This is a genomic window from Streptomyces roseofulvus (genome assembly GCF_039534915.1).
In the GTDB taxonomy this organism is placed as follows: Bacteria; Actinomycetota; Actinomycetes; order Streptomycetales; family Streptomycetaceae; genus Streptomyces; species Streptomyces roseofulvus.
In genome coordinates this window covers 3,036,635-3,050,057 of sequence record NZ_BAAAWE010000001.1, presented here as the reverse complement: position 1 = coordinate 3,050,057, position 13,423 = coordinate 3,036,635, and the positions used below count along the sequence as shown (strand labels likewise).

Sequence of the window (13,423 nt, the reverse complement as noted above, 5' to 3'; positions counted from 1 at the left end):
GACGGCGGGCGGAGGTCAGTCGACGACGTCCTCCCACTCCTTGCGGTAGGCGGCGGTCCGTTCCGCGTACCCCAGCCGGAACGCCGCCGCCTCCGGGGGCTTCAGCCCGCCCCGTGACATGTGCTCCGGCGGTATCAGCCGCCCGATGTCGGCGACGGCCGTCTCGGTCGCCTCGGCGACCTTCCCGCCCTTCTGCCGGGCGGTGAGGACCTGTATCCCGAGGTGCGGCAGCATGGCCTCGAACGTGCCCCGGGGTGCCCCGGTCGCGTCCTTCGTCTCCCGCTCCGTGGCGGGCACGACCCGCCCGCCCTTCGCCAGCCCCCTGACGGCGACCAGCGCCGCGTAGAGCTGTCCCCAGCGGTACGGCGTTCCGTCCTCGACCCGTCCCATGGGACGTCCCCTTCCCGTCGTGCGGTCGTGTGCACGGTTCCTACCCCGGGGCCGGAGGTCCTAGGACTTCCGGCCGGGATTTGTTGCGGCGGGATGAAATCGCACGTGGGGCACGTTGTCGCCTTCCGGTAGACCAGGACGGACGGGAGGCGCCACGTGGTGGTGGAGCGGGAGCAGGGGTGGGCGCGGCGGCTGTGGTCGTACGCCTGGCGGTACAAGGCGGACGTGGTGCTCGCGCTCGGCTCGTCGCTGGCCGGCATGGCGCTGCTCGCGCTCGTGCCGCTCATCACCAAGGTGATCATCGACGACGTGATCGGGGCGGGGACGCGGTCCCTCGCCGTGTGGACGGGGCTGCTGCTCGGCGCCGCCGTGCTCGTCTACGTCCTGACGTACATCCGGCGCTACTACGGCGGGCGGCTCGCGCTCGACGTGCAGCGGGACCTCCGTGACGACATGTACGGGACGATCCTGCGGCTCGACGGGCGGCGGCAGGACGAGCTGTCCACCGGGCAGGTCGTCGGGCGGGCCACCAGCGACCTCCAGCTGATCCAGGGCCTGCTCTTCATGCTCCCGATGACCATCGGGAACGTCCTGCTGTTCCTCATCTCGCTGGCCGTGATGGCCTGGCTGTCGATCCCGCTGACCCTCGTCGCCCTCGCCGTCGCCCCCGCCCTCTGGTGGATCGCCAAGCGCAGCCGCACCCGGCTCCACCCGGCGACCTGGGCCGCCCAGCAGGAGGCCGCCGGGGTCGCCGGCGTCGTCGACGGGGCCGTCACGGGCGTCCGGGTCGTGAAGGGCTTCGGGCAGGAGGAGCAGGAGACCGGGAAGATCCGGGAGGCGGGGCGGAAGCTGTTCGCCGCGCGGCTGCGGACCATCCGGCTGAACTCGCTCTACACCCCCGCCCTGCAGGCCGTCCCCGCCCTCGGCCAGGTCGCCGTCCTCGCGCTCGGCGGCTGGCTCGCGTACAAGGGCCAGATCACCCTCGGCACCTTCGTCGCCTTCTCCTCCTACCTGGCCTCCCTGGTCGGCCCGGTCCGGATGCTCGCCATGGTCCTCACCGTCGGCCAGCAGGCACGCGCGGGCGTGGAGCGGGTCGTCGAGCTGATCGACACCGAGCCGGCCATCCAGGACGGCACGAAGGAGCTGCCGGCCGACGCCCCCGCCACCGTCGAGTTCGACGGGGTCACCTTCGGCTACGGCGACGGGGACGGCGCCGGCAAGCCCGTCCTCGACGGGTTCTCGCTGGAGCTGCGGGCGGGCGAGACCGTCGCCCTCGTCGGCTCCTCCGGCTCCGGCAAGTCGACCGTCTCCCTCCTCCTGCCCCGCTTCTACGACGTCGACCGCGGCGCCGTCCTCGTCGGCGGCCACGACGTGCGCGAGCTGACCCTGGAGTCGCTGCGGGCCGCGATCGGCCTCGTCCCCGAGGACTCCTTCCTCTTCTCCGACACCGTCCGCGCCAACATCGCGTACGGCGTCCCCGACGCCACCGACGAGCAGGTCGAGGCCGCCGCCCGGGCCGCCCGCGCGGACCGCTTCATCGCCGAGCTGCCGGACGGCTACGCCACCAAGGTCGGCGAGCACGGCCTCACCCTCTCCGGCGGCCAGCGCCAGCGCATCGCGCTCGCCCGCGCGATCCTCACCGACCCCCGCCTGCTCGTCCTCGACGACGCCACCTCCGCCGTCGACGCCAAGGTGGAGCACGAGATCCACGAGGCGCTGAAGGCCGTCATGGCGGGCCGGACGACCCTCCTCATCGCCCACCGCCGCTCCACCCTCGGCCTCGCCGACCGGATCGCCGTCCTCGACGGCGGCCGGCTCGCCGACCTCGGTACCCACGAGGAGCTGGAGGAGCGCTCCGCGCTCTACCGCCGGCTCCTCACCGACCCCGACGAGCTGGGCGGCGTCTCGCCCGGGCACACCCCGGCGACCGGGACGGACACCGCGGAGGACGACGGCCTGCGGGCCGAGCTGGACGCCGAGTTCGACGCCGAGCGCGGCATCACCCCCACCCTGTGGGTGCGGGACGAGACGCCCGACCGGGACGCCCAGGCGGCCGGCGCCACCCCCGAGCTGCTCGCCGCCGTCGCCGCGCTGCCGCCGGCCGCGGACACCCCGGACGTCGACGAGGCCCGGGCCGTCCAGCCGGAGGCGAGCTACGGGCTCCGCCGGCTGCTGCGCGGCTTCGGCGCGCCGCTCCTCATCAGCCTCGGCCTGGTCGCCCTCGACGCGGGCGCGGGCCTGCTCCTGCCGGTGCTGATCCGGCACGGCATCGACGAGGGCGTGAACCGGCTGGCGATCGGCGCCGTCTGGGCCGCCTCCGCGCTCGCGCTGGTCACCGTCCTCGTCCAGTGGGTCGCGCAGACCGCCGAGACCCGGATGACCGGCCGCACCGGCGAGCGGGTGCTGTACGCGCTCCGCCTGAAGATCTTCGCCCAGCTCCAGCGGCTCGGCCTGGACTACTACGAGCGCGAGCTCACCGGCCGGATCATGACCCGGATGACGACGGACGTCGACGCCATGTCGACCTTCCTCCAGACGGGCCTGGTCACCGCCTTCGTCTCGGTCGTCACCTTCTTCGGGATCATGGCGGCGCTGCTCGTCCTCGACCTCCAGCTGGCCCTGGTCGTCTTCGTGACCCTGCCGGTCCTCGCCGTCGCCACGTACTACTTCCGCCGCTCCAGCGTGAAGGCGTACGAGCTGGCCCGGGAGCGGATCAGCGTCGTCAACGCCGACCTCCAGGAGTCCGTCGCCGGCCTGCGGATCGTGCAGGCGTTCGGCCGGGAGCGGGCGGGCGCCGCCCGGTTCGCCGAGCGCGGCGACGCCTACCGGGACGCGCGCGTGCGCGGCCAGTGGCTGATCTCGGTCTACTTCCCGTTCGTCACCCTGCTGTCCTCGGCCGCCGCCGCGGCCGTCATGATCGTCGGCGCGAACCGGATCGAGGCGGGCACCCTCACCACCGGCGCCCTCGTCGCCTACCTCCTCTACATCGACCTCTTCTTCGCCCCCGTCCAGCAGCTCTCCCAGGTCTTCGACGGCTACCAGCAGGCCGCCGTCTCCCTCGGGCGGATGCAGGAGCTGCTCCAGGAGCCGACGTCGACGGCCGCCGCGGCGGAGCCCCGCGAGGTGCTGTCGCTGCGCGGCGAGATCGCCTTCGAGGACGTCTCCTTCGCGTACGGCACCGAGGAGGCCGCCCTCAGCGGGATCGACCTGCGGATCCCCGCCGGGCAGACGGTCGCCTTCGTCGGCGAGACCGGCGCCGGCAAGTCCACCCTGGTCAAGCTGGTCGCCCGGTTCTACGACCCGACGTCCGGCCGGGTCACCGCGGACGGCACCGACCTGCGGGACCTCGACCTGACCTCGTACCGGCACCGGCTCGGCGTCGTCCCCCAGGAGGCGTACCTCTTCGCCGGCACCGTCCGCGACGCCATCGCCTACGGGCGGCCCGGCGCCACCGACGCCGAGGTGGAGGCGGCGGCCCGCGCGGCCGGCGCCCACGACATGATCGCCACCCTGGACGGCGGCTACCTCCACGAGGTCGCCGAACGCGGCCGGAACCTGTCGGCGGGCCAGCGGCAGCTGATCGCCCTGGCCCGGGCCGAGCTGGTGAACCCGGACGTCCTCCTCCTCGACGAGGCCACCGCCGCCCTGGACCTGGCCACCGAGGCGCAGGTGAACGCCGCCACCGAGCGGCTCGCCGGCCGCCGCACGACGCTGATCGTCGCCCACCGCCTCACCACGGCGGCCCGCGCGGACCGGGTGGTCGTCATGGACCACGGCCGCGTCGCCGAGGACGGCAGCCACGACGAGCTCCTCGCCCGGGACGGCCGCTACGCCGCCCTCTGGCGCACCTTCATCGGCGAGGCCGACCCGGAGGCGGAGCCCGAGGAGGCACCGGCCGCGATCTGAGTACGGGGGCTCATGACAGGGCCGGGCGGCGCGGGTTGGATCGGGTGTCATGAACGACACCGGCGGCCCGAACGCCCCCGCCCCGGCCCCCGCGCCCGACGCCCCTTCCCCCGCGCCCGACGCCCCTTCCCCCGCGCCCGTCCCGGCGCCCGCCCGGATCCCCTATCTGGAAGCCCGGGTGCTGCGCCGCGCCGCGCTCTGGGCCGGGCTGCTGTTCCTGCCGGCCACGCTGCTCGGCGTCGTGCTCGCCCTCTCCTCCGAGGCGGGCACGGCGTGCGTGATGCGCGGGACCTGCCGGCAGATCCCCGGCTGGCTGTACGCGACCACCCTGGCCGTCGCGGGCGGCGCCTGGCTGCGGGCGCTCACCGTCCCGGACGGCGCCCCGCCCACCCGGGGCCGCTGGGCCGCCCTGTGGACGCTGATCGGCGCGGAGGTGATCTTCCTGTGCCTGGTCATGGGCTACTTCCTGCCGTGACCGGGACCGCCGGGGGCAACCGTACGGACGTCCCGGACGTCGTAAGCCTGTACGGAAGAACGGGCGACGGGGGAGGAGCGGGCATGTCCGCAGGCACAGGGGAGCGACGACGCGGGACGCACGCCCCGGCGGCCGCCCGCAGAACCCTCGCGTACGGCCTCGTCCTCGCCCTCGCGGTCGGGCTGCTGACCCTGGTCGGGCCCGGCACCGGCACCGCCGACGCGATCTCCGTCTGCCAGGGGCGGCCGACCCGGACCGTCTCCTTCGCCACCGGCGAGCTGCGCCTCTACCGGACCCGTCACTACGCCTGCGCCCTCGTCCTCGCCAAACGGCCCGGCGCGCCCCGGCCGATGAAGGTCACCCTCCAGCCGCGCGGCGGCCGGGCCGCCGTGGTGAGCGGACGCTGGGGCCGGCAGGCCGGTCCGGTGACCGTGCACGCGCTGAACCGCTGCGTCCGCGCCTCCGCGACCGTCTCCGGCCGCTCCACCGCCACCGGCTGGATCCTGTGCTGAACCACAGGTAAGACCCAACCGGGTCTGGCGGCCCGGACGTTCACCCCGCTAGGTTCACGGCACCGTTGTGAATCATGGGAGGGTGCATGCGTAAGTCGCTGAGACTGATGCTGTCGCTTTCGGTGCTCATAGGCACCGTGGGCTCCACCGGCGTGGCCACCGCCACCGCCGCGGACACGGAGTCCGCCGGCATCGTCGCGGACGCGCAGAGCCAGGACATCAAGGACCGCCTGCTGGCGATCCCCGGGATGAGCCTGATCGAGGAGAAGCCGTACGCCGGCTACCGCTACTTCGTCCTGAACTTCGAGCAGCCGGTCGACCACAAGCGCCCCTGGGCAGGAACGTTCCAGCAGCGGATCTCGGTCCTCCACAAGGGCACCGACCGCCCCACCGTCTTCCGCACCAGCGGCTACGGCCTGAGCACCACCCCGAGCCGGTCCGAACCGACCCGGATCATCGACGGCAACCAGGTCTCCATGGAGTACCGCTTCTTCACGCCGTCCCGCCCGGCCCCCGCCGACTGGTCCAAGCTCGACATCTGGCAGGCCGCCAGCGACCAGCACCGCATCTTCACCGCCCTGAAGAAGGTCTACGGCGAGAACTGGCTCTCCACCGGCGGCTCCAAGGGCGGCATGACCGCCACCTACTATGAGCGCTTCTACCCGCGCGACATGGACGGCGTCGTCGCCTACGTGGCCCCCAACGACGTGGTGAACAAGGAGGACTCGGCCTACGACCGGTTCTTCGCGAACGTCGGCACGAAGGAGTGCCGCGACCGCCTGAACTCCATGCAGCGCGAGGCCCTGCTGCGCCGCGCCCCGCTCCAGGAGAAGTTCAAGGCGTGGGCCGAGACCGAGGGCGCCACCTTCAACACGGTCGGCTCGCTCGACAAGGCGTGGGAGGCGACCGTCCTCGACTTCGTCTGGGGCTTCTGGCAGTACTACGGCGAGGACGTCTGCGACACGATCCCGGACGCGAAGACCGCGAGCGACGACACCGTCTACGAGACGATCGACGCGTACGCCGGCTGGTCCGCCTACTCCGACCAGGGCCTGGAGTACTACACCCCGTACTACTACCAGGCGGCCACCGAACTCGGCTCGCCCACCATCAGGCAGCCGCACCTCGACGGCCTGAACCGCTACGGCTACCAGCCGGCCTCGAACTTCGTGCCCCGCGAGATCCCGATGAAGTTCAAGCCGTGGGTCATGCGGGACGTCGACGACTGGGTCCGCAAGAACGCGAACCGGATGCTCTTCGTCTACGGCGAGAACGACCCGTGGGGCGCCGAGCCGTTCCGCGTCGACAAGGGCGCCCGCGACAGCTACGTCTACTACGCGCCCGGCGGCAACCACGGCGCCAACGTCGCCGGACTCGTCGACGCCGAGCGGGAGAAGGCCACCGCCCGCATCCTGGCCTGGGCCGGGGTCGACGCCCCCGCCGTCGCGGCGGCCCAGCCGCTGGCCGGCTTCGACGCCCGCCTCGACCGGCCCGTCGACGAGGACGTGACCAGGGAGCACGGCCTGCGGCCGTAGCCGTCCGGAGGGTGCGGCCCCGCGAGGAGCCGCACCCTCCCCGTCAGGCGTACGAGAGTCCGAACCCGACCGGGTAGAGCGTCACCGCCGGGTCCTCGGCGCTCCGCACCGGCACCGGCAGCCGCCCGCGCGGCTTCGCCCGCCCGGCCAGCACCCGTACGGCGGCCCGCAGTTCGACGTCGGTCCACGCGTAGGCGGCGAGCGTGGCCCGCTGCCCGGAGGTCCGGGCGACGTCGTACGGGTTGCGGATCGCGACCGTGACCACCGGCACCCCGGTCGCCACGAGCCGCGCCACCAGCGTCCGCTGCGGGCTGGTCGCGGACAGGTTGTACGTGCCCACCACGATCACGTCCTGGCCGGCCGCGGCCGCCACCGCCTCCTCGATCCGCGCCGCCGTCGGGGTGATCCCGGTGGACAGGACGGTCGGGGTGAAGCCCAGCTCGCGCAGGGCCCCGCCGAGGGTGGTGGTCGGCGGGCCCGTCGTCCCGGACGGGGAGGCCGGGTCGGCGCCGACGACCAGGACCTTCCCGTGCGAGGCCGGGGAGAGCGGCAGGAAACCGTCCTCGTTGACGAGCAGGGTGGTGGTCCGCTCGGCGATCCGGTCGGCCTCGGCGAGGTGCCGGGCGGTGCCGACGGTCGCGTCCACGTCCGCCCGGGTCGTGTACGGGTCGGCGAAGAGCCCCCGCCGGGCCTTCAGCCGCAGGATCCGCAGAACCGATTCCTCGATCCGCTGCTCCGTCAGCTCCCCGTCCCGGACGGCCTTCAGGACCGCGTTCCAGGCCACGTCCAGCTTCGGCGGGTTGAGCAGCTGGTCCACGCCCGCCTTGAGCGCGAGCACCGGCACCCGGTCGTCGCCGTACTTGGTGCGCACGCCCTGCATGTCGAGCGCGTCGGTCACCACCACCCCGTCGTAGCCCAGCTGTTCGCGCAGGACGCCGGTGAGGATGGGGTACGAGAGCGTCGCCGGGTCCTCGGACGGGTCGAGCGCCGGGACGACGAGGTGCGCGGTCATGATCGCGTCGATGCCGGCGGCGATCGCGGCCCGGAACGGCGGGGCGTCCAGCTCGGCCCACTGCGCGCGGGTGTGGGTGATGACCGGCAGGCCGTAGTGGCTGTCGACGGCGGTGTCCCCGTGGCCGGGGAAGTGCTTGGCGGTGGCCGCGACGCCGGCGCCCTGGTAGCCGCGGATCTGCGCGGCGACGAGACCGGAGACCGCGCCGGGGTCGGAGCCGAGGGAGCGGACGCCGATGACGGGGTTGGCCGGGTTGACGTTGACGTCGGCGACCGGCGCGTAGTTCTGCCGGATGCCCAGCGCGGCCAGCTCGGCGCCGGCGATCCGGGCCGCCTTGCGGGTGTCCGCCGGGGAGCCGCCCGCGCCCAGCGCCATCGCCCCCGGCAGGAGGGTGGCGGGTTCGCCGACCCGGCAGACGATGCCGTGCTCCTGGTCGGTGGAGATCAGCACGGGGACGGGGGTGCCCGCGGCGAGTGCGGCGGCCTGGATGCCGTTGGACAGCTCGGCGATCTGGTGCGGGTCGCGGGTGTTGTGGGCCCAGGCGAAGTAGATGATCCCGCCGAGGTGGTAGCGCGCGAGGAGCTCGGCGGCGGTGCGGACGCCGAGCTCCCGGAGGTTGGCGTCGACGTCGGCCTGGTCGGGGGCGGTGGCCGAATGGCCGTACACCCGGCTGACGAAGAGCTGGCCGACCTTCTCCTCCAGCGACATCCGTCCGACGATCCGGCGCAGCCGCTCCTCGGTCCTGGCGTCGGTGGCGCGGGCGGCGGGGGCGACGGCCCCGGTGACGGCCGCGGCGGCGGCGGCCGCGGTGACGGCGAGCAGGGAGCGGCGGGTGGGAACCAGAGGAGTGCGGCGGGTGGGGGTGGGGGTGGGGGTGGGGCGAGCGGGGGCGGGGTGGGGCACTGGTGCTCCTTCCGGCCGTGCGGGGGTGAGAGCAGTGGTGAAGGAAACTGCCAAGGTGCACGGATAGCCTGAAAGTAACTGCCAGGTCAAGGATTCCCGCACGAATCGCCGAGGCGGCCGGTGCGTGAGCTCAGGCCGCCGACGCGATCGACGGCCACCGCTCCTGGAGCGTACGGACCGTCTCCACGATCGCCGGACGGCGCGCCGCACCCGTCCGCCACAGCGCGTGCAGCCGGCGCGTCGGTGCCGGGTCGAGCCGCAGCGGCGCCACCTCGGGCGGCAGCCCGCCGCGCCCCAGGCGGGGCACGAGCGCGATGCCGAGACCGGCCGCGACCAGCGCCACCTGGGTGTGGTTCTCCTCCGCCTGATGCACGATCAGCGGCTCGGCCCCGGACGCCCGCAGCGTGCGCGTCAGCCAGTCGTGGCAGACCGTCCCCGGCGGCTGCGAGATCCACCGCTCGTCCGCCAGCTCCTCCCGCCGCACCGACCGCCGGGCCGCCAGCGGATGGTCCCGGTGGACCAGGACGTCGCAGCCGTCGTCGCCGATGACCGCCTGCTCGACGCCGGGCGGCGCCGGCAGCGGGGCGATGTCCCAGTCGTGGGCGACGGCCAGGTCGAGCACCCCGCGCGCCACCAGGTCCACCGACAGGTGCGGGTCGACCTCCGTCAGCCGGGCGTCCAGACCGGGGTGGCGCACGGCCAGGTCCGCGAGCACCCGGGGCATCAGACCGCGCGCGGCGCTCGGGAAGCAGCCGATCGAGAGCCGCCCGGCGGGCAGCCCCCGCCGCTCTTCGAGCCGTACCTCCGCCTCCTCCACGATCGCCAGCAACCGGCGTGCCGTGGCGGCGAGTTGATGGGCCTCGTCGGTGAGGCGGACGCCCCGCCCGCTCCGTTCGAGCAGGGTCGTACGGGTCTCCCGCTCCAGCTTCGCGATCTGCTGGGAGACCGCCGACGGGGTGTAGCCGAGCGCGGTCGCGGCGGCGCCCACGCTGCCGTGGACGGAGACCGCGTGCAGGGCGCGCAGACGTCCGAGATCGAGCACGGGAACCTCCGGCGGGCGCTCTGGATTCAGTATCGCTTCATCCAACCATGAAGAGACCTGTGCTGGTGCTACACGGTCGACGGCGGTCATGCTCGCTTCCATGCGCCCCGCACACATCGCCCTCGCCGCGCTCGTCGCCGCGGTCTGGGGGGTCAACTTCGTCGTCATCGAGATCGGCCTCGACCACTTCCCGCCGCTGCTCTTCTCCGCCCTCCGCTTCCTCGCCGCCGCCCTCCCCGCGGTCTTCCTCGTCGGCCGCCCCAAGGTCGCCTGGAAGTGGATCGTCGCCGTCGGACTCGCCCTGGGCGTCGCCAAGTTCGGCCTCCTCTTCACCGGCATGGACCTCGGGGCCCCCGCCGGTCTCTCCTCCCTCGTCCTCCAGGTGCAGGCCGTCTTCACCGCCCTGTTCGCCTTCGCCGCCCTCGGCGAACGCCCCGCCCGGCGCGCCCTCCTCGGCATGGCCGTCGCGCTCGCGGGCATCGGGGTCGCCGCCGTCGACGAGGGCACCTCCGGGCCGGTCACCGGCTTCGTCCTGGTCATCGTGGCCGCGGCCTGCTGGGGCGTCTCCAACGTCCTCACCCGCAAGGCCGCCCCGCCCGACCCGCTCAACTGGATGGTCTGGGTCAGCACCGTGCCCGTCCTCCCGCTGCTCGCCTTCTCCCTCCTCCTGGAGGGACCCGAGCGGGACCTGGCCGCGCTCCGCGCCCTCGACTGGACCGGCGCCGGCGTCATCCTCTACGTCGCCTGGGTCACCACCGTCTTCGGCTTCGGCGCCTGGGGCTGGCTGCTCCGCCGTCACCCCGCCTCCTCCGTGGCCCCCTTCTCCCTCCTCGTCCCCGTCTTCGGCATGTCCTCCGCCGCGCTCTTCCTCGGCGAGTCGGTGAGCCCGCTGCGCTGGGTCGCGGCGACGCTCCTCGTCGGCGGCGTGGCCCTGACGTCGCTGTCCCCGAGGCGTACGCCCTCCGGCACGGCGGAGCCCGTACCCGGCGCGGTGGCAGCTTCGGGCGCGGCGGAGGCCGTACCGGCTGCGGCCGCCCCCGTGCCGGGCGCGGCGGACGCCCGGCATGAGGACGCCTGCCCGGCCCCCTCCGGGGGACAGGCCGAGCCCGCCGCCGCGGCACCGGCGCCCGGGAGAGCCCTTCCGTGACGGCACCGGCCCGGGGCGGGCGAGCGGGGCGGGCGCCCTCGCGTACTGACTCCCGGAGGAAAGCCGGCCGGTACTGCCCTGGAGGAAGCCGGCCGGTACTGCCCCCCGGAGGAAAGCCGGCCGGGCGGACGAACGGATGATCTAGGGTGCGGGGATGGACCTCGTACCCGTCGACCGCTCCCCGTCCGCCCCCGGCACCGTCCTGATCAGCGGCATCCCGGGCAGCGGCAAGTCCACCGTCGCGGCGGCGCTGGCCGCCCGCTTCGCGATGTCCGCGCACATCGAGGTCGACGAGCTCCAGAACCTGATCGTGCGGGGCTGCCACTGGCCCACCCCGGACGGCGACCCCGAGGCCGACCGGCAGATCTTCCTGCGGGCCCGCAACGCCTCCCTGCTCGCCGGCAGCTTCGTCACGGCCGGTTTCCTGCCGGTCGTCGACGACGTCGTCGTCCGCCGCTCCCACCTGGGCTTCTACCGCGACCGGATGACGGCGGGCCCGCTGCACGTGGTCTTCCTCGCCCCCGGCCCCGACAAGGCGTGGGAACGCAACAACGCCCGCCACAAGCGCCTCACCACCAACTGGGCCTTCCTGGACGAGGCCATGCGCGAGGAACTCTCCGGCGAGGGCGTCTGGATCGACAACGCCGACCAGACGGTGGACGAGACCGTCGACGCGGTCCTCGCCGCCACCGGCCTGACGGCCCACGCGGTCCCGAAGACCGCCGCGTAGCTCACCCCTCCGCGGGCGGGAACCCTTCCGTCCTCACGACGATCTCGCGCCCTTCGAGGGGCAGGACCAGGTCCTCACCGAAGGGGATCTTCTCCTGCTCGGTGTAGGTGCCGGTACGCGTCGGGTTGCTGTGCACGGTGCAGGCGTTCTCGGACGGGTCGATGATCACGTAGAGCGGGATCGCGCACTCGGCGTACATCCGCAGCTTCTTCTCGAAGTCGTTGTCCCGGGTGCTGAGCGAGATGATCTCCAGCACGGCCTCCAGGCTGTGCCACTCGAAGCGACCGCGCTTGTTGCGCTCGGAACCGGGGGCGACGATGGCCAGGTCGGGGGCGTAACCCCACAGGCCGGACGGGAAGTCGATCATGACGTCCGACAGGACCTCGCCCTGTCCGGCCAGCTGCTTCTTGATCTGAGGCGCGGCCTCGATCAGGACATCCGACCGGCTCTCGCCCTGCGGCGTCATGATGATCTTTCCCTCGGTGATCTCCACGCGGTAGCCGTTGGGCAAGTTGGCGCCGTCCAGGACGTCCCAGGCGCTGGACGTGTCCCTCAGTACGGCCGTCACGAGATCCTCCGTGTGTCGTCGCTCACAACGATAGCGGGGCCTACCCCCGCGGCGCCCCCGTCGAGTCCCGCACCACCAGCTCGCCCGGGACCGTCTCCGTGCCGTCGGCGGGGGCGTCCTCGGTGCCCATCGCCAGCCGCCCGGCGCGGACGCCGGAGTCGTGGAGCGGGAGGCGGACGGTGGTCAGGGCGGGGACCGCGTCGACCGAGAACGGCAGGTCGTCGAAGCCGGCCACCGAGACGTCGCCGGGGATCGACAGGCCCCGCTCCCGCAGCGCCGCGCAGACGCCCAGGGCCACCGTGTCGTTGGCCGCGACGATCGCCGTGAGCTCCGGGTCGCGGTCGAGGAGTTCCGCGACGGCCGCGTGGCCGGAGGCGCGGTCGTACGGGCCGTGGACGGTCGGCCCCTCGGCGACGCCCGCCGCCGCGAGGGCCTCCCGGTGGCCCTCCAGGCGGTGCCGGGTGGTGGTGCGGTCGGCGGGGCCCGCGACGTAACCGATCCGCGTGTGGCCGAGGCCGAGCAGGTGCTCGGTGAGGCGGCGCCCGCCGGTGCGGTTGTCGAAGACCAGCGCGGCGGTGTGCGCGTCCCCCGGCACCGGCGGCCGGCCGCACAGCACGACCCGCGTCCCCGCCTCGGCCATCCGCGACAGCTTGGCCGCCGTCGCGGCCAGGTGCTCCGGGTCCTCCAGCGAGCCGCCCATGAGGATCACGGCGGCGGCGCGCTGCCGCTGCAGCAGGGTGAGGTAGGTGAGCTCGCGCTCGGGGGAGCCGCCGGTGTTGCAGACGACGGCCAGCTTCTCGCCGCCCGCGCGGCCCGACGCGCCCTCGCCGATGGCGCTCTGCGCCGCGCTCGCCATGATCCCGAAGAAGGGGTCGGCGATGTCGTTGACCAGCACCCCGACCAGGTCGGAGGTGGCGGCGGCGAGCGAGCTGGCCGGCCCGTTCAGGACGTAGTCCAGCTCCTCGACGGCCTTCAGGACCCGCTCGCGCGTCGACGCGGCCACCGGGTAGTTGCCGTTCAGGACCCGGGAGACGGTCGCGGGGGAGACCCGGGCGCGGGCGGCCACGTCCGACAGGGTGACGGTCATCGCGTGCGTACCTCCGACATCGCGTGCACAGCTCCGAGGCCGTAGGCGCTGGGGCCTTGTCCGGCGTGATGTCGGCAGGCTAGCGTCATCTGCGGCAGAAAGCGCTTTCTATCGTC

At 73.8% G+C, this 13,423-nt stretch carries 11 protein-coding genes; 6 read left to right on the top strand and 5 right to left on the bottom strand.

What is annotated here, in order from left to right; translation table 11 throughout:
• Positions 1 to 15: 15 nt before the first annotated feature.
• The gene (locus ABFY03_RS14030) at positions 16 to 390 is read right to left on the bottom strand and encodes a hypothetical protein (protein WP_346170035.1); all 375 of its coding nucleotides are present in this window, start codon (positions 388 to 390) and stop codon (positions 16 to 18) included.
• A gap of 159 nt (positions 391 to 549) precedes the next feature.
• Between ABFY03_RS14030 and ABFY03_RS14025 the strand changes: the two genes are divergently transcribed.
• The 4 genes from ABFY03_RS14025 to ABFY03_RS14010 all read left to right on the top strand — a co-directional run bounded on the left by ABFY03_RS14025 (position 550) and on the right by ABFY03_RS14010 (position 6,818).
• Complete coding sequence (locus ABFY03_RS14025) at positions 550 to 4,296, top strand: ABC transporter ATP-binding protein (RefSeq protein WP_386723683.1); 3,747 nt, start codon at positions 550 to 552, stop codon at positions 4,294 to 4,296.
• A gap of 49 nt (positions 4,297 to 4,345) precedes the next feature.
• The gene (locus ABFY03_RS14020; RefSeq protein ID WP_346170034.1) at positions 4,346 to 4,771 is read left to right on the top strand and encodes a hypothetical protein; all 426 of its coding nucleotides are present in this window, start codon (positions 4,346 to 4,348) and stop codon (positions 4,769 to 4,771) included.
• Between the two features lie 83 nt (positions 4,772 to 4,854).
• A complete protein-coding gene (locus tag ABFY03_RS14015) occupies positions 4,855 to 5,283 on the top strand; it encodes a hypothetical protein (RefSeq protein ID WP_319011398.1) in 429 nt (142 codons plus the stop codon).
• A gap of 86 nt (positions 5,284 to 5,369) precedes the next feature.
• Positions 5,370 to 6,818, top strand: a complete 1,449-nt coding sequence (locus tag ABFY03_RS14010) for an aminopeptidase (protein WP_346170033.1) — start codon at positions 5,370 to 5,372, stop codon at positions 6,816 to 6,818.
• 43 nt (positions 6,819 to 6,861) lie between these two features.
• Here ABFY03_RS14010 and ABFY03_RS14005 read toward each other — a convergent pair whose 3' ends face one another.
• Complete coding sequence (locus ABFY03_RS14005) at positions 6,862 to 8,673, bottom strand: glycoside hydrolase family 3 protein (RefSeq protein ID WP_346172247.1); 1,812 nt, start codon at positions 8,671 to 8,673, stop codon at positions 6,862 to 6,864.
• 190 nt (positions 8,674 to 8,863) lie between these two features.
• A complete protein-coding gene (locus ABFY03_RS14000; protein ID WP_319011401.1) occupies positions 8,864 to 9,775 on the bottom strand; it encodes a LysR family transcriptional regulator in 912 nt (303 codons plus the stop codon).
• A 100-nt stretch (positions 9,776 to 9,875) separates the two neighbouring features.
• Here ABFY03_RS14000 and ABFY03_RS13995 point away from each other — a divergent pair, with 100 nt between their 5' ends.
• Positions 9,876 to 10,922 carry an EamA family transporter gene (locus ABFY03_RS13995; protein WP_346170032.1) on the top strand — a complete coding sequence of 349 codons (1,047 nt, stop codon included), beginning with the start codon at positions 9,876 to 9,878 and terminating at the stop codon, positions 10,920 to 10,922.
• 154 nt (positions 10,923 to 11,076) lie between these two features.
• Positions 11,077 to 11,652 carry an AAA family ATPase gene (locus tag ABFY03_RS13990; protein ID WP_346170031.1) on the top strand — a complete coding sequence of 192 codons (576 nt, stop codon included), beginning with the start codon at positions 11,077 to 11,079 and terminating at the stop codon, positions 11,650 to 11,652.
• Position 11,653: 1 nt separating this feature from the next.
• On the opposite strand, the gene ABFY03_RS13985 is transcribed toward ABFY03_RS13990, so the two are convergent.
• Positions 11,654 to 12,220, bottom strand: a complete 567-nt coding sequence (locus tag ABFY03_RS13985) for a Uma2 family endonuclease (RefSeq protein WP_346170030.1) — start codon at positions 12,218 to 12,220, stop codon at positions 11,654 to 11,656.
• Positions 12,221 to 12,260: 40 nt separating this feature from the next.
• Positions 12,261 to 13,307, bottom strand: a complete 1,047-nt coding sequence (locus ABFY03_RS13980; protein WP_319011404.1) for a LacI family DNA-binding transcriptional regulator — start codon at positions 13,305 to 13,307, stop codon at positions 12,261 to 12,263.
• Between the last annotated feature and the right edge of the window lie 116 nt (positions 13,308 to 13,423).

Coding starts and splice junctions, on each gene's coding strand:
- ABFY03_RS14030 (WP_346170035.1), bottom strand. CDS start 390: ATGGGACGGGTCGAGGACGGAACGCCGTACCGCTGGGGACAGCTCTAC.
- ABFY03_RS14020 (WP_346170034.1), top strand. CDS start 4,346: ATGAACGACACCGGCGGCCCGAACGCCCCCGCCCCGGCCCCCGCGCCC.
- ABFY03_RS14015 (WP_319011398.1), top strand. CDS start 4,855: ATGTCCGCAGGCACAGGGGAGCGACGACGCGGGACGCACGCCCCGGCG.
- ABFY03_RS14010 (WP_346170033.1), top strand. CDS start 5,370: ATGCGTAAGTCGCTGAGACTGATGCTGTCGCTTTCGGTGCTCATAGGC.
- ABFY03_RS13995 (WP_346170032.1), top strand. CDS start 9,876: ATGCGCCCCGCACACATCGCCCTCGCCGCGCTCGTCGCCGCGGTCTGG.
- ABFY03_RS13990 (WP_346170031.1), top strand. CDS start 11,077: ATGGACCTCGTACCCGTCGACCGCTCCCCGTCCGCCCCCGGCACCGTC.
- ABFY03_RS13980 (WP_319011404.1), bottom strand. CDS start 13,307: ATGACCGTCACCCTGTCGGACGTGGCCGCCCGCGCCCGGGTCTCCCCC.